Origin of the sequence: Serratia sp. HRI (assembly GCF_010119335.3) — a bacterium.
GTDB lineage: Bacteria > Pseudomonadota > Gammaproteobacteria > Enterobacterales > Enterobacteriaceae > Serratia > Serratia nevei.
On sequence record NZ_CP083690.1, the window covers coordinates 1,217,502 to 1,241,612 of the forward strand.

Below are 24,111 nucleotides of genomic sequence, written 5' to 3' on the forward strand. Positions count from 1 at the left end.
ACAGTTTGCGGCAGCAGCAACAGAGCAGCACGTAATGCGCTCACAAACGCCGCAAAGCCCGCTATTTTATGCCTACTTTTTCTCATGCGAGACACCCTGTGGATACCCAACGCTACCTGCAGCACATCGGCTTTACCGGCGCCGCCCGCCCTGACCTCCCCACGTTGCAACAGCTGCACCATCGCCACATGCTGAGCGTCCCGTTCGAGAACCTGAGCATTATTTATCATCAGGGCATCCGGCTGGCGCCGGAGGCGCTGTTTAGCAAGGTGGTCGAGCGCAACCGCGGCGGTTTCTGTTATGAGCTGAACACGCTGTTTGCTCTGCTGCTGCGCGAGATCGGTTTCAGGGTGAGCTTCATCTCCGGCGAGATCCGCGCGCGCGACGGCCATTTCGGCCCGCCCTACGACCATCTGGCGCTGCGGGTGGATCTGGAAGACCAAGCATGGCTGGTGGACGTCGGTTTCGGCGATTCCTTCCTGACGCCGCTAAAGATCGTCGTCGCCGAGCCGCAACCGCAGGCCAGCGGCACCTTCCACCTGGAACAGGAAGGCGAGTATTACCTGCTGGAGCGCCGCAACGGCGACCAACGCTCGCATGCCAAAACCCTGTATCGCTTTACCGTTCAACCGCGCGAGTTGCATGAGTTCGACGAGATGTGCCGCTTCCACAGCACCTCGCCGCAGTCGCATTTCACCCAGCGCCTGGTGTGTTCACGGCCAACGGACCACGGCCGGGTGACCCTCAGCGACATGAAGCTGATCGTAACCGAAGATCACCAGCGCCACGAAACGACGTTGCATTCGGAAGAGGAACGCCGCGCCGCGCTGTGGCAACATTTCGCCATCGATTTGGATCGTTGACGGCGCCGGCGTCGCCCTTTTATTACGATTCTGTTACACCGATTGCATAACCGCGCTTGGCTGATTGCCAGCACCGCGGCGGCAGGCATCATAGGGCCATGATTCGGCAACAGAGTGCGAAAAATGATCCGTGTGATACTGGTGGATGACCATGTGGTGGTGCGCTCCGGCTTTGCGCAGTTGCTCAACCTCGAGGACGATCTCGACGTGGTGGGGCAATACAGCAGCGCGGCGGCGGCCTGGCCGGCATTGCTGCGCGGCGACGTCAACGTCGCGGTGATGGACATCGCCATGCCGGATGAAAACGGCCTCAGCCTGTTGAAACGCCTGCGGGCGCAGAAGCCGCAGTTCCGCGCGATCATCCTCAGCATCTATGACTCCCCCACCTTCGTGCAGAGCGCGCTGGACGCCGGCGCCAGCGGCTATCTGACCAAACGCTGCGGGCCGGAAGAGCTGGTGCAGGCGGTGCGTTCCGTCGATATGGGCGGCCATTACCTGTGCGCCGACGCGCTGCGGGCGCTGCGCGGCGGCGAGCGGCCGGCCACGGCGCTGGAAGTGCTGACCCCGCGCGAGCGTGAAATCTTCGATCTGCTGGTCAAAGGTGACAGCGTAAAGGAGATCGCTTTCAAGCTCGATCTCAGCCATAAAACGGTGCACGTGCATCGCGCCAACGTCCTGGGCAAGCTGCAGTGCAACAGCACCATCGAGCTGGTGCATTTCGCCCTCGATCATCAGCTGCTGGCGGGGCATTGATGTCGCCCCGCTTCCGGCCCTGGGTTATCTCGCTGTTTATCCTGTTGGCCTGGGGCAGCGGCTGGCTGATGCTGTGGACGCTCGGTTTCTATCTGACCCGCAACGGCAACCAGGCGGCGCTGTTTCTGCCGCACGGCGTCTATCTCGCGCTGCTGATCCTGCTGGCGCGTCGCTATTGGCCCGCCTTGATCGTACCGCCGATCCTGCTGCTGTTATGGCTGCACGGCGAACGCCTGCTGAGCGGCTACGGCCTGCTGGCCGCGCCGTTTATCACCCTGTTTCCGGCCGCGGTCGCGCAACGACTCTGGCACCGTTTTCCGCTCTACTGGCAGCGGCTGACGCTGCTGCTGGCTGCGGTGACCGCCGCCTCGCTGCTCAACACCGCCCTGCTTTCGCCGTTTGTGCCAAGCCCGGCGATGCTGCTTGGCCTGGCGTCGTTTACCGGCGGCGTCTTGCTGACCCCGTTCGTCTATCTGATCTTTGAATTTCTGCGCCAGCAGCACCGTTACCACCTGCTGGGGCTGGACACCCCCAACCCGCCGCTGCGCGCATCTTTGATCATCTGGTGCAGCCTGTTTTTCGTTATCGGCATCGGCACGCAGATGGTGCTGTCGCCGGAAATCGAGCGCCTGTTGCTGATCGTGGTGTTTCTGCCGAACGTGGTGATGGCGTGGAAGTTCGGCTGGCAGGGCGGCGTGCTGTCCGGCCTGCTCGGCAGCATGATGATCACCCTCGCCCGGCAGGTCGGCGTGGGGTTCGGCAATCTGGTCGAGCTGGAGATCTTTCTGGCGACGCAGGCGCTGCTCGGCATCTGCCTGGGCATCGCCATCAGCCGCCAGCAGCACCTGGCGCAAAACCTGCACCACTATCAGCGTCGCCTGGAAGAAGAGCTGGCGGCGCGGCGGGCGCTGACCGAAAAACTGATCCACACCGAAGAAGACACGCGGAAAAACCTGGCGCGCGAGCTGCACGATGAAATCGGCCAGAACATCACCGCGATTCAAATCCAGTCGCAGCTGGTCAAACGGGCGCGCGATCCGGCGCAAACCCAGGCCGCCGCGCACCAGATAGGCGAGCTCGCCCGGCGCATTCATCACTCCACGCGCCAGCTGCTGCGCCAGCTTCGGCCGCCCGCGCTGGACGAACTGGCGTTCAAAGAGGCGCTTCACCACCTGCTGAGCGAATTCGCCTTTGCCGAACGGGGCATCCACTGCCGTTTCGATTACCGGCTGAGCGACACGCCCGCCGGCGAAACTGTGCGCTTCACCCTCTACCGCCTGCTGCAAGAGCTGCTCAACAACGTGTGCAAACACGCCGAGGCCAGCGAAGTCGCCATCGTCTTGTATCAACAGGGGCCGCTTTTGCACCTCGAGGTGCGGGACAACGGCATCGGCATCCGTGCGGACAAGGTGCCCGGCCTCGGCATTCAGGGGATGCGCGAGCGGGTCAGCGCGCTGGGCGGCGAGCTGACGCTGGAAACGCATTGCGGCACGCGGGTAATTGTTAACCTGCCCACAAATTTGCAACAAACCGCCGACTAACTAAGAAAAAGTCTTAGCCACTGCGGACTTTATCTCATCCCCTTTCCCTTTCACCTTCTTATAGTCACCACCAGGGAGGCGGCTATGCAGGCACGCTCGGCATCTGAAATCGATCATCGTTACCGCGCGCTGCGCCCGCGACTGCTGCTGTACATGGTCATCGGGTACGCCGCCTTTTACCTGACGCGCAAAAGCGTGAATTACGTGCTGCCGGCGCTGCAAACGGATTTGGGCCTGGATAAAGGGGACATCGGCCTGCTCGGCTCGCTGTTTTACCTGAGCTACGGCCTGTCGAAATTCGCCGCCGGGCTGTGGCACGACGGCCACGGGCAGCGCAGGTTTATGGGGATCGGCCTGTTCGCCACCGGCTTGCTGAACGTGGCGTTCGCCTTCGGCGAATCGCTGACGCTGCTGCTGGCGGTCTGGGCGCTGAACGGCTTCTTTCAGGGCTGGGGCTGGCCGCCCTGCGCGCGGCTGCTGACCCACTGGTATTCGCGCAACGAGCGCGGCTTCTGGTGGGGCTGCTGGAATATGTCGATCAACCTCGGCGGCGCGATCGTGCCGCTGATCAGCGCCTTCGCCGCCCAGCGCTGGGGTTGGCAGGCGGCGATGCTGATCCCGGGCGCCGTCAGCATGGTGTTGGGCCTCTGGCTCACGCGGCAGCTGACAGGCACGCCGCAGGAAGAAGGCCTGCCGTCGGTCGGCCAGTGGCGCCACGATCCGCTGGAGCTGCGCCAGGAACAGCAAAGCCCGCCGATGGGGCTGTGGCAGATGTTGCGCACCACGATGCTGAAGAACCCGATGATCTGGCTGCTCGGCGTCTCTTACGTGCTGGTCTACCTGATCCGCATCGCGTTAAACGACTGGGGCAATCTCTGGCTGACCGAAAGCCACGGCGTCAACCTGCTCAGCGCCAACGCCACGGTGATGCTGTTCGAGATAGGCGGCCTGCTCGGCGCGCTGTTCGCCGGCTGGGGTTCGGATGTGCTGTTCGGCGGGCAGCGCGCGCCGATGATTTTGCTGTTCACGCTCGGGCTGATGGTTTCCGTCGCCGCGCTGTGGCTGGCGCCGGTGCATCACTACGCGCTGCTGGCGGGCTGTTTCTTTACGGTGGGCTTTTTTGTCTTCGGCCCACAAATGCTGATTGGCCTCGCCGCCGTGGAATGCGGGCACAAAGGCGCAGCGGGCTCCATCACCGGTTTTCTCAGCCTGTTCGCCTACCTGGGGGCAGCGCTGGCGGGGTGGCCGCTGTCGCAGGTCATCGAAGGCTACGGCTGGTCAGGCATGTTCAGTTTGCTGTCGATCGCCGCCGTTCTTATGGGTTTATTGCTGATGCCGCTGCTGATGGCGAGCGTCACCACCTCTACCGAGAGAAGGATAAAACAATGAAAAAAATGTGGGTCACTACCCTGATAGCTTCCGGCATCGCGCTGGCCACGCTGAGCGGCGCCGCGCACGCCAAGGGCCGCCTGGTGGTTTACTGCAGCGCCACCAATGAAATGTGCGAAGCGGAGACCAAAGCCTTCGGCGAGAAATATGACGTGAAAACCTCGTTCATCCGCAACGGCTCCGGCAGCACGCTGGCAAAAGTGGACGCCGAGAAGAAAAACCCGCAGGCGGACGTCTGGTACGGCGGCACGCTCGATCCGCAATCCCAGGCCGGTGAAATGGGGCTGCTGCAGCCGTACACATCGCCGAACCTCGAACAGGTGATGCAACAATTCCGCGACCCGGCGAAGCTGAAAGGCAACTACTCCTCGGCGGTCTACGTCGGCATCCTCGGCTTCGGCGTCAATACCCAGCGCCTCAAAGAGAAAAACCTGCCGGTGCCCCAGTGCTGGAAAGACCTGACCAAACCGGAATACAAAGGCGAGATTCAAATCGCCGATCCGCAGAGCTCCGGCACCGCCTACACTGCGCTGGCGACCTTTGCCCAGCTGTGGGGAGACGACCAGGCCTTCGATTACCTCAAGCAGTTGAACGCCAACGTCTCGCAGTACACCAAGTCCGGCATTGCCCCGGCGCGCAACGCCGCCCGCGGTGAAACGGCGATCGGCATCGGTTTCCTGCATGACTACTCACTCGAAAAAGAACAGGGCGCGCCGCTTGAGCTGATCTCGCCTTGTGAAGGCACCGGCTACGAAATCGGCGGCGTCAGCATCCTCAAAGGCGCACGTAACCTCGACAACGCCAAGCTGTTTGTGGATTGGGTGCTATCGAAAGAGGCGCAGGAACTGGCATGGCAGAAAGGCAAGTCCTATCAGATCCTGACCAACACCACCGCCGCTACCTCGCCGAACTCGCTGAAGCTCGACGATCTGAAGCTGATCAACTACGACATGGACAAGTACGGCTCGACCGAGGTCCGCAAGGCGCTGATCAATAAATGGGTCAGCGAAGTCAAGATGGGTAAATAAGCCCACATTCTGCGCCTGTTGCCGGGTAAGCCTCACGCCTTACCCGGCCTGAACATCCGGGAAACTTATGTCACATACACATGCACTCCATCTCGTGAAAAAACGAGATGCGATATTCCTTTGGGTCTTGCTTGGCTGGCTGGCGTTCGCCCTGCTGCCGAGCTGGAGCCTGGATTACGGCCTGCTGGAGTCCACCGGCGATGAAATCCTCGCGGCCTACGGCTGGTCACACCGCAATGTCAGCTGGCTATGGTGCCTGTTGCCGAGCCTGCTGCTGCTTCGCCCTTACGCCCCGGCGGGCGGTGAACGGCGGCGGCGCCACGCGTTCGATGCCGGCTGGGCGCTGCTGTGCATGGCCTTTATCGTCGTCAGCGCCACGGTGGCGGGGCGCGGTTTAGGCTACGCCACCCTGGTGCAGTTGACCGCGCTGGGCGCCATCATGACGCTGGCGCTGACCCGCCTCGAATGGCTGGGCGGCGACCGTTTCGTTATCGGTGCGCTGGTCACCATCGTGGCGCTGATCGGCGTCTTCATCGTCTGGCCGAGCATCGCGATTTTCATCCCGATGTTCACCGACCAGGCGGGGGCATTCGCGCCGCTGGCGTTTATGAACGTGCTGTCGCAGGCGCATATCGTTCAGGTGATCCTCAACTCCATCGCCCTGTCGATCGCGGTGGGCGCCGGCTGCACCTTCTTCGGCCTGGTGCTGGCGATTTACACCACCCGCATCGCCAAACGCAGCGCCATTATCGGCCGCATTTTCTCCATCCTGCCCATCGTCACGCCGCCGTTCGTCGTCGGCCTGGGCGTCACGCTGATGATGGGGCGCTCCGGCTACGTCACCGAGTGGATGGTGGCCTGGTTCGGCCTGACCAACACCAACTGGCTGTACGGCTTTACCGGCATCTGGCTGGCGCAGGTGCTGGCGTTCACACCGATGGCGTTCATGATCCTCGACGGCGCGATCAAGACCATTCATCCTTCGTTGGAAGAGGCCTCCTACACCCTGCGCGCCAGCCGTTGGCAAACCTTTAACGGCGTGTTCGTGCCGCTGCTGAAACCGGCGCTGGCCAACGCGTTTCTGATCGTGGTGGTGCAATCGCTGGCCGACTTCAGCAACCCGCTGGTGCTCGGCGGCAACTTCGACGTGCTGGCGACGCAAATCTATTTCTACATCACCGGCTCGCAGCTCGACTATCAGGCCGCCAGCACCCTCGGCGCCTTCCTGCTGCTGTTCTCGCTGCTGGTGTTCTGCATCCAGTACCTGTGGATCGGCAAGCGTTCCTACGTCACCGTGTCCGGCAAATCCTATCGCGGCGACGTACAGCCGCTGCCGGTCACGCTGGTGTGGAGCGTGATCGCGTTGCTGGCGGTGTGGGTAGCCTTTAACGCCCTGCTCTACGGCAGCATTTTCTACGGCAGCTTCACCGTCAACTGGGGGGTGGATTACACGCTGACGCTGGATAACTTCATCAAGCTGTTCGGCCAGGGCATGAGCGACGGTGCGTGGCCTTCGCTGCTCGACACGCTGCTGTACGCCGGGATCGCCGCGCCGATCACCGCCGCCTTCGGCCTGCTGATCGCCTGGATCGTGGTGCGCCAGCAGTTCAGGGGCAAAAAGACCATCGAGTTCACCACCATGCTGTGCTTTGCGGTGCCGGGCACCGTGGCGGGCGTCTCTTACATTCTCGCCTTCAACAGCGCGCCGGTGTACCTCACCGGGACGGCCGCCATCGTGATTATCTCGATGGTGATGCGCAACGTGCCGGTGGGCATTCGCGCCGGGATCGCCGGGCTGGGCCAGATAGACAAATCGCTGGACGAAGCCTCGCTCAGCCTGCGCGCCGGCTCGCTGCGCACCATCACGCACATCCTGCTGCCGCTGCTGCGCCCGGCGATCCTGTCGGCGCTGATCTACAGCTTCGTGCGCGCCATCACCACCGTCAGCGCCATCGTTTTCCTGGTGACGCCCGATACCCGCGTGGCCACCGCCTACATCCTCAACCGCGTGGAAGACGGCGAATACGGGGTGGCGATCGCCTACGGTTCAATTCTGATCGTGGTGATGCTGGCGATTATTTTCCTCTTTGACTGGCTGATCGGCGAGGCACGCATCTCCCGTTCAAAAGCCAAAAACCAGGCGTAATGGAGCCCATGATGAGCCAGAAAAATTTCGTTGAACTGCGCAACGTCTCCAAACGGTTCGGCAGCAACACGGTGATCGACAACATCACGCTCACCATCCCTCGGGGGCAGATGGTGACGCTGCTCGGCCCTTCCGGCTGCGGCAAGACCACCATTTTGCGCCTGGTCGCCGGGCTGGAGAAACCGAGCGACGGGCAGATATTCATTGATGGTGAAGACGTTACCCATCGTTCCATCCAGCAGCGGGACATCTGCATGGTGTTTCAGTCTTATGCCCTGTTCCCGCATATGTCGCTGGGGGAAAACGTCGGCTATGGGCTGAAGATGCTCGGCATTCCGCGCGCCGAAGTGAAAGCGCGCGTGCAGGAAGCGCTGGCGATGGTGGATCTGGCGGGGTTCGACGATCGCTATGTCGATCAGATCTCCGGCGGCCAACAGCAGCGCGTGGCGCTGGCGCGCGCGCTAATCCTCAAGCCGAAAGTGCTGCTGTTCGACGAGCCGCTGAGCAACCTCGACGCCAACCTGCGCCGCAGCATGCGCGAAAAGATCCGCGAGCTGCAAAAGCAGTTTGATATCACGTCGCTGTACGTCACCCACGATCAGAGCGAGGCTTTCGCGGTCTCAGACACGGTGCTGGTGATGAACAAGGGGCATATCATGCAGATAGGCTCGCCGCAGGATCTCTATCGGCAGCCGGCGTCGCGCTTTATGGCGAGCTTTATGGGGGACGCCAACCTGTTCCCGGCCGGCTTCAGCGCGGACTATGTCGATATCAGCGGCTATCGCCTGCCGCGCCCCGCGCACTTTGCCACCGAAGGCGCCGGCACGGTGGGCGTGCGGCCGGAAGCGATCACGCTGAGCGAGCACGGCGAGGAAAGCCAGCGCTGCGTGATCCAGCATGTCGCCTACATGGGGCCGCAGTACGAAGTGACGGTGGCGTGGCATGGGCAGCAGATTTTACTGCAGGTTAACGCCACCCGCCTGCAGCCCAACGTCGGCGAACACTATTATCTGGAAATTCACCCCTACGGCATGTTTATGCTGGCGGACGCGGCATAATAAGCATCACTCTTAAGCGTTAGAATAACGGTCATTCCGCATGGAATGGCCGTAAATAAACGCAAAAAACCATATTTATCTATTTTTACAATTCCTTCCAAGTCCTTGTTCAGCCGAGAAATAAATATATCCGCATTCATTTAAAAATAACATCTAAGGCAACCAAGGGTGATATTTTTATTTAGATGGGGTAAGCTTAATCCCGCAGTCGAAATTATTTAACGGCCAACTCAAGGAGAAATTCATGAGCAACAATGCAAACGCACAGGCGCAGCTGGATAATTTACGCAACGTCGCTTCCCAGCTGAAGGAAATGCGCCACTATGCGCAGTCGAACACCGAAACGCTCTCCGCACACTGGCTGGCCTTCGATCAGGGGGAGTGCAAAAATAAGGCATTCGCCGAAGCCATTAACGACCTATTGAATAAGCAGGGAGCCTGCCTGGAAGGGCTGGAAAAAACCATTCAGGATATCGAGATAGAATTGAACCGTCTCGACAAAGCCGCCTGATAATACCGATTTAAATAAACCCGCCGCGTGCGGGTTTATTTTTAGCTACGGCAGATGACGCGCGCAATATCTCCCGAGTTCGTCAGCGCGCGTATTTCGCCAAACAGTTCGGTGGCTTCATCATATTCTTTTCGCAAATAGCCCAGCCACTGTTTGATACGCGCCACGTGATACAGACCGGTGTCGCCCTGCTTTTCCAGATGGACGTATTTTTGCAGCAGTTCAACCACCTGCGGCCAGGGCATGCGCGGTTCGTTGTACTTCACCACCCGGCTCAGGTTCGGCACGTTGAGCGCGCCGCGCCCCAGCATGATGGCGTCACAGCCGGTCGCCTGCAGGCAATCCTGCGCGCTCTGGTAATCCCAGATCTCGCCGTTGGCGATCACCGGGATGCTCAGCCGTTGACGGATCTCGCCGATCGCCGCCCAGTTGATGCGATCCGCCTTGTAGCCGTCCTCTTTGGTGCGGCCATGCACCGTCAGCTCGCTGGCGCCCGCCTGCTGCACCGCATCGGCGATTTCAAAGCTGCGGCTGGAGGAGTCCCAGCCCAGGCGCACCTTCACCGTGACCGGCAGATGGGCCGGCACCGCCGCGCGCATCGCTTTGGCGCCCTGGTAGATCAACTCCGGATCTTTGAGCAGCGTCGCCCCGCCGCCGCTGCCGTTCACCAGCTTGGACGGGCAGCCGCAGTTGAGATCGACGCCGTAAGAACCCAGTTCCACCGCGCGCGCGGCGTTCTCCGCCAGCCACTGCGGGTACTGCCCCAGCAGCTGTACGCGCACCAGCGTGCCCGACGGTGTGCGGCTGGCGTGGCGCAGTTCCGGGCACAGCCGGTAGAACGATTTGGCCGGCAGCAGCTGATCGACCACGCGCAAAAATTCGGTGATGCACAGATCGTAGTCGTTCACGTCGGTGAGCAACTCACGCACCAAAGAATCGAGAACGCCCTCCATCGGAGCCAATAATACGCGCATGACCAATCCCAGCTAAAAAAAGACCCGCAATGATACGGGTGAATGCCCGCGCCAGACAAGCCTCTGCGGGCATTAAAAGCGCCGTCAGCCCAGCCGGCGGATCGGTTGGCCGGCGAGGAACGCCGCAATGTCCTCGACCGCCTCGGTGAAGTAGGCGCGGTAGTTGTCGTCCGCCACGTAACCCACATGCGGCGTCGCCAGCACGTTGGGCAGTTGACGAAACGCATCGTCGGCCGGCAGCGGCTCCGTCTCGAACACGTCCAGACCGGCGCCGGCGATCTTCCGCTGTTGCAGCACGTCCACCAACGCCGCCCGATCAACGATCGCCGCACGCGAGGTGTTGAGCAGGTAAGCGGTGGGCTTCATCGCCGTCAACTCGTCGCGCCCCACCAACCCGCGGCTGCGATCGCTCAGCACCAGGTGGATGGAGACAAAGTCGCTCTGCTCGAACAGCGCCCGCTTGGACGGCGCCAACAGGGCTCCCTCCTGCGCCGCCCGTTCCGCCGTCAGGTTCTGGCTCCAGGCCAGCACCCGCATGCCGAACGCCTGCGCCACCCGGGCCATCTGGCCGCCGATCTTGCCCAGCCCCAACAGCCCCAGCGTTTTTCCCTGCAGGGTAACGCCGAGATCCCGCTGCCACGGGCCGTTGTTTTGCAGCCCGACGCTTTCCGGCACGATATGCTTCGCCAACCCGAGCAGCAGCGCCCAGGTCAGCTCCATCGGCGCCGCCGACCCGCTGCTGGTGCCGCACACCACGACGCCGCGCTCGGCGGCGGCGGCCAAATCGATAGAAGCGTTGCGCATGCCGGAGGTGATCAGCAGCTTCAGCTTCGGCAGCCGCGCCAGCAGCGAGGCGGTCATCGGCGTGCGCTCGCGCATGATGACCAGAATGTCGCACTCCTGCAGATGCACCGCCAGCTCCGTTTCATCGGTAAAGTGCGCGCTGATGGTGGACACCTCCACCCGATCGGCCAGCGCCGACCAGTCCGCCATCTTGAGCGCCACCTGCTGGTAATCATCGAGAATTGCGCACTTCAATTTCATCTCCGTCTCCTGGAATGTAGGGTTAGCCACCGTCCAGCCTAGTACGAAAATGCCGTTCCGCCAGGCAAAAAAAAAGGTTCATCGCGCTTTACCGGGGAACGCTGCTTTGATTTTCAGGAAGAAGTAAGCGTTATCCCGGTATCCATAGGCCATCCGCTTCATCACTTTTATCTTATTGTTCATCCCTTCCAGCACGCTGGTATTCAACCTGTGTCTGGCACTCGCGATGATGCCACCGGCATACCCTTTCAGTTTCTCGGCGAAGTGTTGCAACGCCTTGATTCCGCTTTCCTGAGACTGCCTGTACCAGCTTGTCCAGCGTCTCTGCGCCTCTTGTTCACTCGGGGCGTACCACAGTTCTTTCAGCGTCGTTTTCATCAGCCAGACCACATTCAACGGCTGATTCGCCTCCAGCAACTCCGTGAGCTTTACCTCATGCCCTTCGGGCAGGTTTTCTGGGTTGCGCAGCAGCAGCCAGCGGCTGCGTTTGATGACCTGACGCGATTTTGGGTTATCACGGAGTTGATTGGCCTGGTCGACGCGGACCCGGTCGATAACCTCCCGGCCATACTTTGCCACCACATGGAACAAGTCATAGACCACTTCCGCCTGCGGGCAGTGATGCCTGACCTCCAGGTCTAACGCCGTATTCATATCCATGGCGACAGACTGGATAGCGGCACAGCCTTCAGCGCCCAGCCAGACGAAGAAGGGGCGGAAGGCCGCTCTGCTGCGGCCTTCGCCCACCCACAACACCTGTTGCGTATCCGCATCCATCACCACGGTGGCATAACGATGTCCTTTGAACAGGGCGAACTCATCCATCACCAGACGGCGGAGGGTATGGCGCTGCGGCTCTGTCCGTTCCCGCAGCAGACGCCGGTAGTCGATATTCTTGACCGTATGCCAGTGCAGGCCGGTGAGTTGTGCAACGTGCTTAATCGGCAGTAAACGGACCAGTGACTCAACCCATACGGATAGCGTCGTGGTATATCTCTGGCGTTCAGGCAACCAGCTGATTTTTTCGGTGGTGACCCCGCAATGGGGGCAACACAGGCGCCGGACGGGGACGTTGAGCCAGACGACCCAATCGAGCAGCTGGCGTTCACGCACTCGGCGGAAGGAAACATCATGCACAACAGGCACCCGCCGCTCACAACGACGACAACAGGGCATGACGGCAGCGTCAGGCTGGAGCTGGATAAGCAGGGAGTTGGCAGAAGGATGCGAGAAGGAATTGACGATAAAGCCTTCCCAGAACAGGGAGCAAAGGTTAGCATTCATAGTGACGGCAGTTTTGAAAGTTTAGGGTGTGTTTTGGCGAATACAAACCTAAACGTTCTGACTGCCGTTTTCTATTGGTTCACGCTAAAGCGCGATGAACCAAAAAAAAGCCGCCCGTATCGGCGGCTTACTCTTTGAGCAATCAGGCTTATTCAGCCGGTTTGCGACTGCGTGGGCGGCGCGAAGCCGGTGCGCCGGAACGGCGCTGGCCATCACCCTGCGGGCGGGCGTTACCGTTGCCGTTGCCGCGGTTTTCACGCTGGCCGCCGTTCGCGTTGCCGCTGCGCTGACCGCCGCCGTTACCGGAACGCTGGCCACCGCCGTTGCCGCGCCCGCCCCCCTGGCGGCCGTTGATGATCGGCTCGGCCTTGATGGTCGGATCCGGATCGTAGCCCGGCAGCGCAATGCGCGGAATTTCACGCTTCAGCAGACGCTCGATGTCGCGCAGCAGCTTGTGCTCATCCACGCACACCAGCGAGATAGCTTCGCCGGTGCGCTCCGCGCGGCCGGTACGGCCGATGCGGTGCACGTAGTCTTCCGGCACGTTAGGCAGCTCGTAGTTCACCACGTGCGGCAGCTGGTCGATATCCAGACCGCGCGCCGCGATGTCGGTCGCCACCAGCACGCGGATGCGGCCGTCTTTGAAGTCGGCCAGCGCACGGGTACGGGCGCCCTGGCTCTTGTTGCCGTGGATCGCCGCTGCGGTGATGCCGTCTTTGTTCAGCTGCTCCGCCAGGTGGTTGGCGCCGTGCTTGGTGCGGGTAAACACCAGCACCTGCTTCCAGTCGCCTTCGCCGATCATCTGCGACAGCAGTTCCCGCTTACGCTTCTTATCGACGAAGTGCACGCTCTGCTCGATCTGCTCAGACGCGGTGTTGCGGCGCGCCACTTCTACCGAAGCCGGGTTGTGCAGCAGCTTGTTGGCCAGCGCCTTGATGTCGTCGGAGAAGGTCGCGGAGAACAGCAGGTTCTGACGCTTGGCCGGCAACTTGGCCAGCACGCGGCGGATGTCGTGGATAAAGCCCATGTCCAGCATGCGGTCCGCTTCGTCCAGCACCAGAATTTCGATTTTGGACAGGTCAACCGCGTTCTGATGTTCCAGATCCAGCAGACGGCCCGGCGTTGCCACCAGGATATCGACGCCGCCCCGCAGCTTCATCATCTGCGGGTTGATGCTCACGCCGCCGAACACCACCAGCGAACGCAGGCGCAGGTGTTTGCTGTAGGCATCGACGTTTTCGCCAATCTGCGCCGCCAGCTCACGGGTTGGCGTCAGGATCAGCGCGCGCACCGGGCGACGGCCCTTGACCGGATGGTCATGCTTGCTCAGCAGCTGCAACAGCGGCAGGGTAAAACCGGCGGTTTTACCGGTGCCGGTCTGGGCGCTGGCCATCAGGTCACGACCTTCCAGCACGACAGGGATAGCCTGACGCTGAATCGGCGTCGGTTCGCGATAGCCCTGTTCTTCAACAGCGCGCACAATTTCAGCACTTAAGCCGAGGGTTTCAAATGACATAAAGAGAAAAACTCCAGATCCCCCCTAACCTAACGGTGTTCGGTGCAGTTTCCTGGGAGGATGATCAGACGGGGCATTAAGCATGACCACGAGGGATTGGCACAAACTGCAGTGCACCAGGCGGCGATTGTAACAGAAGTCGCGCAATAAAAAGCACTTTTACGCACCCAGAGCACAATCTGCCGTAAATTCAGCATTGTCTGAAGCCGATCACATAACTCATTGTGATTAGCGGTTGCGTTTTAAACAATCTGGCATAAAGTTAATCATATGATTGATTAACTTCGAGCGTGACCCATGCCAGCTTCCGTCCCTCATCAGGCCGCCGGCCGAGCGCGCGGCGAGCAAACGCGCCGGCAGCTGCTCGCCGCGGCGACCGAACTGTTCGGCGAATGCGGCCTGCAGGGCGCCACCACCCGCGACATCGCCCAACGGGCCGGCCAGAATATCGCCGCCATCACCTATTACTTCAGCTCCAAAGAGGGGCTGTACCTGGCCGTGGCGCAGTCGCTCGCCGATTTCATCCAGCAGGCGTTCGCCCCGCTGGCCGACGAGGTCGATCGCTTCTGGCAACAGTCCGCCGCGCAGCGCTCACCCGACGCGGCGCTGCGTTTGCTGCAGCGCGGCCTGCTGGCCTTCAGCGAGCTGATGACCCAGCCGCACACGCTGAACCTGAGCAAAATCATGTCGCGCGAACAGCTCGCCCCGACCGAGGCCTACCCGCTGATCCACAGCCAGGTGATCGCGCCGATGCACGAGCGGCTGTGCCGCCTGTTGGCGGCCGCGACCGGCATCGACGACCAGGCGATCCGCCTCGTGCTGCATACCCATGCGCTGATCGGCGAGGTGCTGTCGTTCCGCGTGGCGCGCGAAACCATCCGCCGTCAGGCCGGCTGGCAAGAGATTGGCGAGGACGAAGCGGTGCAAATCGCGGCGGTGCTGAGCGAACATATTGAGATTCTGGTTACCGGGCTGCGCCAACGTCACGGCGCGTAAATTCAGGCAGGGAGTGTTATGAACAAAAAACGCAGTGCCTTGATCGTGTTGTTAATTCTGCTGATCGCGGCCGCCGCTTACGGGGTATGGCATTACCAACAACAGCAGGATAAGCCGCTGACGCTGTACGGCAACGTCGACATCCGCACGGTGAACCTCGGCTTTCGCGTCGATGGCCGCCTGGCGTCGCTGACGGTGGATGAAGGCGATGCCGTTCAGCCGGGCCAGCTGCTCGGCAAACTGGACGATGCGCCCTACCGCAACGCGCTGCAGCAGGCCGAAGCCAACGTCGGCAGCGCGCGCGCCAAGCTGTCGCTGCTGCAGGCCGGCTACCGCACCGAAGAGATCGCCCAGGTACGGTCGGAAATGGCGCAGCGCCAGTCCGCCTTCGCCTACGCCGACAGCTTCCTGAAACGCCAGCAGGGGCTGTGGGCGAAAAACGCCACCTCCGCCGACGCGCTGGAGGATGCGCGCACCGCCCGCAATCAGGCGCAGGCCAACCTGCAGGCGGCGAAAGACAAGCTGTCGCAATACCTCAGCGGCAACCGCCCGCAAGAAATCGAACAGGCCAAGGCCGACGTGGCGCAGAGCGAGGCGGCGCTGGCACAGGCGCAGTTGAACCTGCAAGACGCCACGCTGGTCTCCCCTTCCGCCGGCACGGTGCTGACCCGCGCGGTGGAGCCGGGCACCATGCTCGGCGCCGGCGGCACGGTCTTCACCCTGTCGCTGACCCAGCCGGTGTGGGTGCGCGCCTACGTCAACGAAACCAGCCTGAACCAGGCGGTGCCCGGCACCGAACTGGAGATCTACACCGACGGCCGCCCCGACAAGCCTTACCACGGCAAGATCGGTTTCGTCTCGCCGACCGCGGAATTCACGCCGAAAAGCGTTGAAACGCCGGATCTGCGCACCGATCTGGTGTACCGCCTGCGGGTGATCGTCACCGACGCCGACGACGCGCTGCGCCAGGGCATGCCGGTCACCCTGCGCTTCGCCAAACCCTGAGGCCGGCCATGGAACAGGCGCACACCATTGAGCTGGAAGGGCTGGAGAAGCGCTTCCCGTCGCTTGAGAAACCGGCGGTCGCCAGCCTGACCACCACCCTGCGCAGCGGCGCGGTGATCGGGCTGGTCGGCCCGGACGGCGCCGGCAAAACCACCCTGCTGCGCATGCTGGCCGGGCTGCTGCAGCCCAGCAGCGGCAAACTGCGGGTCGCCGGGCTGGATCCGATCGCGCAGGATCGTCAACTGCACGCGATCCTCGGCTACATGCCGCAGAAGTTCGGGCTGTATGAGGATCTGACGGTGATGGAGAACCTGACGCTGTACGCCGATCTGCGCGGCGTCACCGGCGATCTTCGCCGCCAGACCTTCGAGCGGCTGTTGAAATTCACCGATCTGACCCGCTTCACCGAGCGCCTGGCGGGCAAGCTGTCGGGCGGTATGAAGCAGAAGCTCGGCCTGGCCTGCACGCTGGTGGGCGAACCTCAGGTGCTGTTGCTGGATGAGCCGGGCGTCGGCGTCGATCCGATCTCGCGCCGCGAGCTGTGGCGCATGGTGCACGAGCTGGCCAACGACGGCATGCTGATCCTGTGGAGCACCTCCTATCTCGATGAGGCCGAGCAGTGCCGCGAAGTGCTGCTGCTCAACGAGGGCGAGCTGCTGTTCAGCGGCGCGCCGCAGGAGCTGACCCGCCGTATGGCCGGGCGTACGGTGTTGATCGCCGCGCCCCCCGGCAGCCATCGATCGCTGCTGCAGCGGGCGATCTGCCTGCCGGCGGTCACCGACGGGGTGATCCAGGGCAAGTATCTGCGCCTGATCCTGAAGGAAGGCGAAGATCACCGGCAGCTGTTGCAGGCGCTGGACCTGCCGGACGCCGAACTGGACGAAGCGGATCCGCGCTTCGAGGATGCGTTTATCGATCTGCTCGGCGGCGGCCCCAACCACCGCTCGGCGCTGGCGGAGATCATGCCGACCGTCAACGGAGCAAGCGGTGAAACGGTGATCGAAGCGGTGCAGCTGACCAAAAAATTCGGCGACTTCGCCGCTACCGATCACGTTGATTTTCAGGTGCGGCGCGGCGAAATTTTCGGCCTGCTCGGACCGAACGGCGCCGGCAAGTCCACCACCTTTAAAATGATGTGCGGCCTGCTGATCCCCTCCAGCGGTAAGGCGCTGGTGCTGGGGATGGATCTCAAGACCAGCTCCGGCCAGGCGCGCCAGCGCCTCGGCTACATGGCGCAAAAATTCTCGCTGTACGGCAACCTGACGGTGGCGCAGAACCTGAAGTTCTTCTCCGGCGTCTACGGCCTGAGCGGCAAGGCGCAGCGCGACAAAATCGACGAGATGTCGCGCGCCTTCAACTTCGCGCCGATCCTCGATCAGACGCCGGACGCGCTGCCGCTCGGCTTCAAACAGCGCCTGGCGCTGGCCTGCGCGCTGATGCACGAACCGGATATCCTGTTCCTCGACGAACCGACTTCCGGCGTCGATCCGCTGACGCGGCGCGAGTTCTGGTTGCACATCAACGGCATGGTCGACAAGGGCGTCACGGTGATGGTGACCACCCACTTTATGGACGAAGCGGAGTACTGCGACCGCATCGGCCTGGTGTACCGCGGCAAGATCATCGCCGCCGGCACGCCGGACGATCTCAAACAGCAGGTGGCGCGCGACGACAATCCCAACCCCTCGATGGAGCAGGCGTTTATCGAACTGGTGCAGGGTTACGATGAGGAGGAATCACGGTGAGCGATAACCGAACCCCAATCGACGACGGCGGCTTCTCCTGGCGCCGGCTGCGCGCGCTGTGCCTGAAGGAAACGCGGCAAATACTGCGCGATCCCAGCAGCGGCCTGATCGCCTTCGTCATCCCGCTGATGCTGCTGTTTATCTTCGGCTACGGCATCAACCTGGACTCCAGCAAGCTGCATCTGGGCATTCTGATGGAGCAGCAGAGCGAAGACGCGCGCGATCTGGCCCAGGCGTTCGCCGGCTCGCCCTATATCGAACCAACCATCAGCGACAACCGCCAACAGCTGATCCAGCAGATGCAGGCCGGCACGATCCGCGGCCTGGTGGTGATCCCGGTGGATTTCGACCAGCGCATGGCGCGCCCGCACGACAGCGCCCCTATCCAGATCATCACCGACGGCAGCGAGCCGAACACCGCCAACTTCGTGCAGGGCTATGCCCAGGGCGTATGGCAAATTTGGCAGCAGCAGCGCGCCACCGATCGGGGGAACAGCGACAAACCGCTGATTGACGTACAGATGCGCTACTGGTTCAACCCGGCGGCCATCAGCCGGCACTACATCATTCCCGGCGCCATCACCATCATCATGACGGTGATCGGCGCCATTCTCACCTCGCTGGTGATCGCCCGCGAATGGGAGCGCGGCACCATGGAGGCCCTGCTGTCCACCCAGGTGACGCGCAGCGAGCTGCTGCTTTCCAAGCTGATCCCTTATTACTTCCTCGGCATGGCCGCCATGGCGCTGTGCATGGCGGTGGCGGTGTGGGTGCTCGGCGTGCCCTATCGCGGCTCCCTGCCGATCCTGTTGCTGATCAGCAGCCTGTTCCTCGCCAGCACCCTCGGCATGGGCCTGCTGATCTCCACCGTCACCCGCAATCAGTTCAATGCGGCGATGGTGGCGCTGAACGCTGCCTTCCTGCCTTCGATCATGCTGTCCGGCTTCATCTTCCAGATCGACAGCATGCCGGCCATCGTGCGCGCGGTGACCTACATCATTCCGGCGCGCTACTTCGTCAGCACGCTGCAAACGCTGTTCCTGGCGGGCAACGTCGGCACCGTGCTGCTGATCAATCTGCTGTTCCTGATCGCTTCCGCCGTAGTGTTCATCGGCCTGACGGCCTGGAAAACCCAGCGCCGGCTGGATTGAGGAGAAAGAGCGATGTTTCATCGTCTGTTGACGCTCATCATCAAGGAAATGCAGGCGCTGCTGCGCGATCCGCAAACCCGCGCCATTTTAATCATGCCGGTGATCCTGCAGGTGCTGCTGTTCCCGTTCGCCGCGACGCTGGAAGTCACCAACGCCACCATCGCGGTCTACAGCGAGGACAGCGGCCAAGCCTCAGTGGAGTTGACCCAGCGCTTCGCCAAGGCCAAGGCCTTTCAACACGTGCTGCTGCTGCGCAGCCCGCAGGAAATAAAGACCACCATCGATAACCAGCGGGCGCTGCTGCTGATCCGCTTCCCGGCGCAGTTCTCACGCGATATCGCCGCCGGCAACACCGCGCCGCTGCAGCTGCTGCTCGACGGGCGCAACTCCAACAGCGCACAGATCGCCGCCAACTACGTGCAGCAGATCGTGCAGGAATATCAGAACGAGCTGCTCGGCAACCGCGCCAAACCCAACAACAGCGAGCTGGTGGTGCGCAACTGGTATAACCCGAATCTGGACTACAAATGGTTCGTGGTGCCGTCGCTGATCGCCATGATCACCACCATTGGCGTGCTGATCGTCACCTCGCTGTCGGTGGCGCGCGAACGCGAACAGGGCACGCTGGAACAGCTGCTGGTCTCGCCGCTCACCACCTGGCAGATCTTTATCGGCAAGGCGGTGCCGGCACTGATCGTCGCCAGCTTCCAGGCCAGCATCGTGCTGCTGATCGGCATCTTCCTGTACCAGATCCCGTTTGCCGGATCGCTGCTGCTGTTCTATGCCACCATGCTGATCTACGGGCTGTCACTGGTCGGTTTCGGCCTGCTGATCTCGTCGCTGTGCGCCACTCAGCAGCAGGCGTTCATCGGCGTGTTCGTGTTCATGATGCCGGCGATACTGCTCTCGGGTTACGTCTCGCCGGTGGAGAATATGCCGGTGTGGTTGCAGGATCTGACCTGGGTCAACCCGATACGCCACTTCACCGACATCACCAAGCAGATCTACCTGAAGGACGCCAGCTTCGACATCATCTGGCACAGCCTGTGGCCGCTGCTGGTGATCACCGCCACCACCGGCAGCGCCGCCTACGCGCTGTTCCGCCGCAAAATCGCATAAAAAAGGCTCTGCATGTCACATGCAGAGCCTGGTCAGTCCTGTGGATTTCAAGCTACTGCTTGAAAGGCCACGGATTTAGCGACGGTTGCCGAAGATACGCAGCAACATCAGGAACAGGTTGATGAAGTCGAGATACAGCGTCAACGCGCCGACGATGGCGTACTTGCGGAAGCTGTCTTTATCATCAGCGTTCAGCTGCTCGCCCATCGCCTTGAGTTTTTGCGTGTCGTACGCGGTCAGGCCGACGAACACCACCACTCCGATGTAGGTAATCGCCCACATCAGCGCGGTGCTTTTCAGCCAGATGTTCACCAGCGAGGCCAGCACGATGCCGATCAGCGCCATGAACAGCATGCTGCCGAAGCCGCTCAGATCGCGCTTGGTGGTGTAACCGTACAGGCTCATGGCGCCGAACATGCCGGCGGTGACCACGAAGGTGCTGGCGATCGAGCTGTAGGTGTAGGCGATGAAGATGCTCGACAGCGTCAGCCCGGTCAGCGCCGAGTACAGCATGAACAGCGAAGTGGCCACCGCGCCGCTCAGGCGGTTGACCATGCCGGAAATCACGAACACCAGCGCCAGTTGGGCGATGATCAGGCCAAAGAAGGTGATCTGGCTGGAGAAGATGAAGTTGAGGATCGCGGGCGTGTTGGCCGCATACCAGGAAACGAACGCCGTCAGCAGCAGACCGCAGGTCATCCAGCCGTAAACCTGCGCCATGTAGGCCTGAATGCCGCTGTTGGCACGTTCGACGATTGAACCATTAGAGCGTGGATATCGGTCCATGACGGTTACCTTTTGCGTTGTAAACAAGATTCCGAAGCCCCGCGAACGGGGCTTCGCCTGCTATAAGCGTACCACAGAATATGCCGGGCGAAAGCGGCAAAGGTCTTGATTTGTTTCCGCTGTTGACGCGTTATTTAGCCGCGTCGTGCCAGCGCTGCGCGGCCTCGCGATCGCTGTCGCGGGCGTCTACCCAACGATCGCCCTGGCCGGTGGCTTCGCGCTTCCAGAACGGCGCGCGGGTCTTCAGGTAGTCCATGATGAACTCGCTGGCGGCGAACGCCATGCTGCGGTGCGCGCCGGTCACGCCGACGAACACGATCTCGTCGCCGGGATACAGAGCACCGACGCGGTGGATCACCGTCACCCGCTGCAGCGGCCAACGGCTGCGCGCCTCGACCACGATCTCCGCCAGCGCCTTCTCGGTCATGCCGGGGTAGTGTTCCAGCGTCAGCGCGCTGACGTCGTCACCCAGATTATGGTTGCGCACCTTGCCGGTGAAGGTCACTACCGCGCCATCGGCGTCGCACTGCGCCAGCCACTGGTACTCGTCGCCGACGTTGAACGGCGCCTCGCCCACGCGAATGCGGGTATTTTCCATGCTTATCCCCCGGTGACCGGCGGGAAGAAGGCCACTTCATCGCCGGCGCGCAGCGGATGGTCCGCCGCCACCAGCGACTGATTGACCGCCGCCAACAGCTTGCCGGACTCCAGCGCCAGCGCCCAGCGATCGCCGCGCGCACACAGCGCCTGGCGCAGCGCCTCGACGGTCGGGTAATCCGCCGGCATCGACAGGCCGCCGGTGCCCACCAGTTCGCGCACCTGCGCGAAGAAAAGAATATCGATCATACGTTCACCTTAAAATCGCCGGATTTGCCGCCGCTTTTCGCCAGCAGGCGCACCGGGCCGATCACCATGTCTTTCTGTACCGCTTTGCACATGTCATAGATGGTCAATGCCGCCACCGAGGCGGCGGTCAGCGCCTCCATCTCGACGCCGGTTTTGCCGGTCAGCCGGCAGCAGGTTTCGATGCGCACCCGGCTGTGCTGCGTTTGCGCCTCCAGCTGCACTTCGACCTTGCTCAGCATCAGCGGGTGGCACAGCGGGATCAGCTCCCAGGTGCGTTTGGCCGCCTGAATGCCTGCGATGCGCGCCGTGGCGAACACGTCGCCCTTGTGATGGCTGCCGTCGACGATCATCGCCAGCGTGGCGGGCAGCATCTCGACGAAGGCTTCGGCGCGCGCCTCGCGCACCGTGTCGGCCTTGGCGGACACGTCAACCATATGGGCTTCGCCGGCGGCGTTAATGTGGGTTAGCTGTGTCATGACTCAGGGCTTCTTCAAATGGGGCTGGAAGTTGCACGGGCGATGACGCGCGTCCAACTGCTCTTCGATAATCCGCTCCCAGGCGGTGCGGCAGGCGCGGGTGGAGCCCGGCATGGCGAAGATCACCGTGCGGTTGGCCAGGCCGGCCAGCGCGCGCGACTGGATCGTCGCGGTGCCGATCTCTTCGTACGACACCATGCGGAACAGTTCGCCGAACCCTTCCACCTCTCTGTCGAACAGCGGCAGCAGCGCTTCCGGCGTGTTGTCGCGGGCGGTAAAACCGGTGCCGCCGGTGATCAGCACCGCCTGCACGTTGTCATCGGCGATCCAGGCGGAAACCCGCGCGCGGATCTGGTAAATATCATCTTTGACGATGGCGCGATCCACCACCTGATGGCCGGCTTCCTGCACCGCTTCCTGCAGATATTGGCCGGAGGTGTCTTCCGCCGCACCGCGGCTGTCGGACACGGTCAGGATGGCGATATGCGCCGGAATAAACTCGCTGCTCGCATGGCTCATGGTTCAATAAGCTCCTATTCTGAGATACCCAACAGATTTCAAGTTGCAGCCAGGCGGCCAGTGCGTAAATCCCCAGGAGCTTACTCCGGTAAGTGACTGGGGTGAGCGCACGCAGCCAACAACGCTGCGGTTTGAAATATGTGGGTATCAGCCGCCGATAAACGACAGGTTCTGGGTGATCCCGCTGTTACCCTGATGCAGGAAATGGGTCTGCTTCTTGCTCAGCAGCCCGCTCTGGATGCGCGCCTTCAGCGCGTCGAGCTGGCCGTCCTCTGCCAGCAGATCGCGCAGGGGCACCCCCTGCTCACCGAACAGGCACAGGTGCAGATTGCCGATGGAAGAAACGCGCAGCCGGTTGCAGCTGGCGCAGAAGTCTTTCTCATACGGCATGATAAGCCCCACCTCACCCTGGTAGTCCGGGTGGCTGAACACCTGCGCCGGGCCGTCGCTGCGGCCGCGCGCCTGGCGCTGCCAGCCCTGCTGCTCCAGCTGCCGGCGAATCACTTCGCCGGAAACGTGGTGTTTGCGAAACAGCTCGCCGCCCTCGCCGGTTTCCATCAGTTCGATAAAACGCAGCTGGATCGGCCGGTCTTTGATCCAGGCGAGAAAGGCGCCGAGCTGCTGGTGGTTAACGTCGCGCATCAGCACCGCGTTGACCTTAACCTTGCTGAAACCGGCGCTGAAGGCGGCGTCGATGCCGTCCATCACCTGGCGGAACTTGTCCTGACCGGTGATGGCGTGAAACTGACGGGGATCCAGGCTGTCGACGCTGACGTTAATCGCCGTCAGACCGGCATCACGCCAGGCGGCGACGTCGCGCGCCAGACGGTAGCCGTTGGTGGTGACAGCCAGAGTACGGATGGCCGGGTTTTCCCGCACGGCGGCGATGATCTCGGTAAAATCGCGGCGCAGCGAAGGCTCGCCGCCGGTCAGACGCACCTTTTCGGTGCCCAGTTCGGCGAACGCGCGGCTGACGCGGCGGATTTCATCCAGCGACAGGAAGCTTTTCGGGCTGCCGCTCGGCTTGTAGCCGTCGGGCAGACAATAGGTGCAACGAAAGTTGCACACGTCGGTGATCGACAAGCGCAGGTAATAGAACTTGCGCTCATAAGCATCAATGAGTTGCGGCACCATAACACCTTTCCAAAGTCGGGAGATGCGAGCGTTTCCCCTCTGCACCCTGGTGGCTGACTTCGCCACGGCCCAGGCGCCATATCGTTCCTGATGAACAACGTAGGCGCAGGGGCTAGGAGTTTGATTTCTCTTCCCGCTACCTTGAGTAGCCGGAACGAAACCGTGGTTTTCAGCAGAATTCTAGCGCTAATCGGCAACGATAGCCAACGCGTAAATTCGATATATAA

23 protein-coding genes and 1 riboswitch are annotated in these 24,111 nt (G+C 61.9%); of the genes, 13 read left to right on the forward strand and 10 right to left on the reverse strand.

Features of this window, described 5'->3' with window-relative positions; translation table 11 throughout:
• The first annotated feature begins 98 nt into the window (after positions 1-98).
• The 8 genes from GF111_RS05935 (at position 99) to GF111_RS05970 (ending at position 9,289) form a co-directional block, all read left to right on the forward strand.
• Positions 99-863, forward strand: coding sequence for an arylamine N-acetyltransferase (locus GF111_RS05935; protein WP_038879863.1), 765 nt, complete (start codon positions 99-101; stop codon positions 861-863).
• Between the two features lie 123 nt (positions 864-986).
• Positions 987-1,616, forward strand: coding sequence for a response regulator transcription factor (locus GF111_RS05940; protein ID WP_038879860.1), 630 nt, complete (start codon positions 987-989; stop codon positions 1,614-1,616).
• On the forward strand, positions 1,616-3,157 hold the full coding sequence (locus tag GF111_RS05945; RefSeq protein ID WP_047728377.1) for an MASE1 domain-containing protein: 1,542 nt from the start codon (positions 1,616-1,618) through the stop codon (positions 3,155-3,157). Before GF111_RS05940 ends, GF111_RS05945 begins: the two co-directional genes overlap by 1 nt.
• Positions 3,158-3,217: 60 nt before the next feature.
• On the forward strand, positions 3,218-4,546 hold the full coding sequence (gene uhpC / locus GF111_RS05950; RefSeq protein WP_224217847.1) for an MFS transporter family glucose-6-phosphate receptor UhpC: 1,329 nt from the start codon (positions 3,218-3,220) through the stop codon (positions 4,544-4,546).
• The gene (locus tag GF111_RS05955; protein WP_038879851.1) at positions 4,543-5,574 is read left to right on the forward strand and encodes an ABC transporter substrate-binding protein; all 1,032 of its coding nucleotides are present in this window, start codon (positions 4,543-4,545) and stop codon (positions 5,572-5,574) included. The genes uhpC and GF111_RS05955 overlap by 4 nt, the downstream gene beginning before the upstream one ends.
• Positions 5,575-5,641: 67 nt before the next feature.
• The gene (locus GF111_RS05960) at positions 5,642-7,720 is read left to right on the forward strand and encodes an iron ABC transporter permease (RefSeq protein WP_060434255.1); all 2,079 of its coding nucleotides are present in this window, start codon (positions 5,642-5,644) and stop codon (positions 7,718-7,720) included.
• A gap of 11 nt (positions 7,721-7,731) precedes the next feature.
• Positions 7,732-8,778: a ferric ABC transporter ATP-binding protein gene (gene fbpC / locus GF111_RS05965; protein ID WP_038879845.1), complete on the forward strand. Its 1,047-nt coding sequence runs from the start codon at positions 7,732-7,734 to the stop codon at positions 8,776-8,778.
• Between the two features lie 244 nt (positions 8,779-9,022).
• Positions 9,023-9,289, forward strand: a complete 267-nt coding sequence (locus tag GF111_RS05970) for a hypothetical protein (protein ID WP_049201133.1) — start codon at positions 9,023-9,025, stop codon at positions 9,287-9,289.
• Positions 9,290-9,330: 41 nt separating this feature from the next.
• On the opposite strand, the gene dusC is transcribed toward GF111_RS05970, so the two are convergent.
• The 4 genes from dusC to rhlE form a co-directional block, all read right to left on the reverse strand.
• The gene (dusC, locus tag GF111_RS05975; protein ID WP_162420084.1) at positions 9,331-10,263 is read right to left on the reverse strand and encodes a tRNA dihydrouridine(16) synthase DusC; all 933 of its coding nucleotides are present in this window, start codon (positions 10,261-10,263) and stop codon (positions 9,331-9,333) included.
• An 84-nt stretch (positions 10,264-10,347) separates the two neighbouring features.
• The gene (locus GF111_RS05980) at positions 10,348-11,307 is read right to left on the reverse strand and encodes a D-2-hydroxyacid dehydrogenase family protein (protein WP_147191890.1); all 960 of its coding nucleotides are present in this window, start codon (positions 11,305-11,307) and stop codon (positions 10,348-10,350) included.
• 78 nt (positions 11,308-11,385) lie between these two features.
• On the reverse strand, positions 11,386-12,591 hold the full coding sequence (locus GF111_RS05985) for an ISL3 family transposase (RefSeq protein WP_151523149.1): 1,206 nt from the start codon (positions 12,589-12,591) through the stop codon (positions 11,386-11,388).
• Between the two features lie 148 nt (positions 12,592-12,739).
• Entirely contained in the window at positions 12,740-14,107 is a 1,368-nt protein-coding gene (rhlE, locus tag GF111_RS05990) for an ATP-dependent RNA helicase RhlE (protein WP_102779937.1), read from the reverse strand.
• A 297-nt stretch (positions 14,108-14,404) separates the two neighbouring features.
• Here rhlE and cecR point away from each other — a divergent pair, with 297 nt between their 5' ends.
• Genes cecR through GF111_RS06015 form a run of 5 tightly spaced genes read left to right on the forward strand, consistent with a single transcriptional unit; the run spans position 14,405 to position 20,123 of the window.
• On the forward strand, positions 14,405-15,103 hold the full coding sequence (gene cecR, locus GF111_RS05995) for a transcriptional regulator CecR (protein WP_110593403.1): 699 nt from the start codon (positions 14,405-14,407) through the stop codon (positions 15,101-15,103).
• Between the two features lie 18 nt (positions 15,104-15,121).
• A complete protein-coding gene (gene hlyD, locus GF111_RS06000) occupies positions 15,122-16,108 on the forward strand; it encodes a secretion protein HlyD (protein ID WP_055312576.1) in 987 nt (328 codons plus the stop codon).
• Between the two features lie 8 nt (positions 16,109-16,116).
• Positions 16,117-17,853 (forward strand): ATP-binding cassette domain-containing protein, encoded by a 1,737-nt coding sequence (locus GF111_RS06005; RefSeq protein ID WP_147191264.1) that lies wholly within the window; start codon positions 16,117-16,119, stop codon positions 17,851-17,853.
• Positions 17,850-19,004 (forward strand): ABC transporter permease, encoded by a 1,155-nt coding sequence (locus GF111_RS06010; protein ID WP_048232980.1) that lies wholly within the window; start codon positions 17,850-17,852, stop codon positions 19,002-19,004. The genes GF111_RS06005 and GF111_RS06010 overlap by 4 nt, the downstream gene beginning before the upstream one ends.
• 12 nt (positions 19,005-19,016) lie before the next feature.
• On the forward strand, positions 19,017-20,123 hold the full coding sequence (locus GF111_RS06015; protein WP_047568816.1) for an ABC transporter permease: 1,107 nt from the start codon (positions 19,017-19,019) through the stop codon (positions 20,121-20,123).
• Positions 20,124-20,198: 75 nt separating this feature from the next.
• Here the strand turns inward: GF111_RS06015 and GF111_RS06020 are convergent, their stop codons facing one another.
• The 6 genes from GF111_RS06020 to moaA form a co-directional block, all read right to left on the reverse strand.
• Positions 20,199-20,909, reverse strand: a complete 711-nt coding sequence (locus GF111_RS06020; RefSeq protein WP_033637508.1) for a Bax inhibitor-1/YccA family protein — start codon at positions 20,907-20,909, stop codon at positions 20,199-20,201.
• 130 nt (positions 20,910-21,039) lie between these two features.
• On the reverse strand, positions 21,040-21,507 hold the full coding sequence (gene moaE / locus GF111_RS06025) for a molybdopterin synthase catalytic subunit MoaE (RefSeq protein WP_048232979.1): 468 nt from the start codon (positions 21,505-21,507) through the stop codon (positions 21,040-21,042).
• A gap of 2 nt (positions 21,508-21,509) precedes the next feature.
• Entirely contained in the window at positions 21,510-21,755 is a 246-nt protein-coding gene (gene moaD, locus GF111_RS06030; protein WP_019453985.1) for a molybdopterin synthase sulfur carrier subunit, read from the reverse strand.
• On the reverse strand, positions 21,752-22,231 hold the full coding sequence (moaC, locus tag GF111_RS06035) for a cyclic pyranopterin monophosphate synthase MoaC (RefSeq protein ID WP_038870915.1): 480 nt from the start codon (positions 22,229-22,231) through the stop codon (positions 21,752-21,754). Before moaC ends, moaD begins: the two co-directional genes overlap by 4 nt.
• 3 nt (positions 22,232-22,234) lie before the next feature.
• Complete coding sequence (gene moaB, locus GF111_RS06040; RefSeq protein WP_047728404.1) at positions 22,235-22,750, reverse strand: molybdenum cofactor biosynthesis protein B; 516 nt, start codon at positions 22,748-22,750, stop codon at positions 22,235-22,237.
• A 147-nt stretch (positions 22,751-22,897) separates the two neighbouring features.
• A complete protein-coding gene (gene moaA / locus GF111_RS06045) occupies positions 22,898-23,884 on the reverse strand; it encodes a GTP 3',8-cyclase MoaA (RefSeq protein WP_047728407.1) in 987 nt (328 codons plus the stop codon).
• A riboswitch (molybdenum cofactor riboswitch) is annotated at positions 23,871-24,015 on the reverse strand. (Overlaps the previous gene by 14 nt.)
• Positions 24,016-24,111: the final 96 nt, after the last annotated feature.

Bases quoted from the DNA above. Each gene is read 5' to 3' on its own strand.
- hlyD (WP_055312576.1), top strand. From the start codon at position 15,122: ATGAACAAAAAACGCAGTGCCTTGATCGTGTTGTTAATTCTGCTGATC.
- GF111_RS06005 (WP_147191264.1), top strand. From the start codon at position 16,117: ATGGAACAGGCGCACACCATTGAGCTGGAAGGGCTGGAGAAGCGCTTC.
- fbpC (WP_038879845.1), top strand. From the start codon at position 7,732: ATGAGCCAGAAAAATTTCGTTGAACTGCGCAACGTCTCCAAACGGTTC.
- rhlE (WP_102779937.1), bottom strand. From the start codon at position 14,107: ATGTCATTTGAAACCCTCGGCTTAAGTGCTGAAATTGTGCGCGCTGTT.
- GF111_RS06020 (WP_033637508.1), bottom strand. From the start codon at position 20,909: ATGGACCGATATCCACGCTCTAATGGTTCAATCGTCGAACGTGCCAAC.
- moaD (WP_019453985.1), bottom strand. From the start codon at position 21,755: ATGATCGATATTCTTTTCTTCGCGCAGGTGCGCGAACTGGTGGGCACC.
- moaE (WP_048232979.1), bottom strand. From the start codon at position 21,507: ATGGAAAATACCCGCATTCGCGTGGGCGAGGCGCCGTTCAACGTCGGC.
- GF111_RS05960 (WP_060434255.1), top strand. From the start codon at position 5,642: ATGTCACATACACATGCACTCCATCTCGTGAAAAAACGAGATGCGATA.
- GF111_RS05940 (WP_038879860.1), top strand. From the start codon at position 987: ATGATCCGTGTGATACTGGTGGATGACCATGTGGTGGTGCGCTCCGGC.
- dusC (WP_162420084.1), bottom strand. From the start codon at position 10,263: ATGCGCGTATTATTGGCTCCGATGGAGGGCGTTCTCGATTCTTTGGTG.
- GF111_RS05980 (WP_147191890.1), bottom strand. From the start codon at position 11,307: ATGAAATTGAAGTGCGCAATTCTCGATGATTACCAGCAGGTGGCGCTC.
- moaB (WP_047728404.1), bottom strand. From the start codon at position 22,750: ATGAGCCATGCGAGCAGCGAGTTTATTCCGGCGCATATCGCCATCCTG.
- moaC (WP_038870915.1), bottom strand. From the start codon at position 22,231: ATGACACAGCTAACCCACATTAACGCCGCCGGCGAAGCCCATATGGTT.
- moaA (WP_047728407.1), bottom strand. From the start codon at position 23,884: ATGGTGCCGCAACTCATTGATGCTTATGAGCGCAAGTTCTATTACCTG.
- GF111_RS06015 (WP_047568816.1), top strand. From the start codon at position 19,017: ATGTTTCATCGTCTGTTGACGCTCATCATCAAGGAAATGCAGGCGCTG.
- GF111_RS05945 (WP_047728377.1), top strand. From the start codon at position 1,616: ATGTCGCCCCGCTTCCGGCCCTGGGTTATCTCGCTGTTTATCCTGTTG.
- GF111_RS05985 (WP_151523149.1), bottom strand. From the start codon at position 12,591: ATGAATGCTAACCTTTGCTCCCTGTTCTGGGAAGGCTTTATCGTCAAT.
- GF111_RS05970 (WP_049201133.1), top strand. From the start codon at position 9,023: ATGAGCAACAATGCAAACGCACAGGCGCAGCTGGATAATTTACGCAAC.
- GF111_RS05955 (WP_038879851.1), top strand. From the start codon at position 4,543: ATGAAAAAAATGTGGGTCACTACCCTGATAGCTTCCGGCATCGCGCTG.
- cecR (WP_110593403.1), top strand. From the start codon at position 14,405: ATGCCAGCTTCCGTCCCTCATCAGGCCGCCGGCCGAGCGCGCGGCGAG.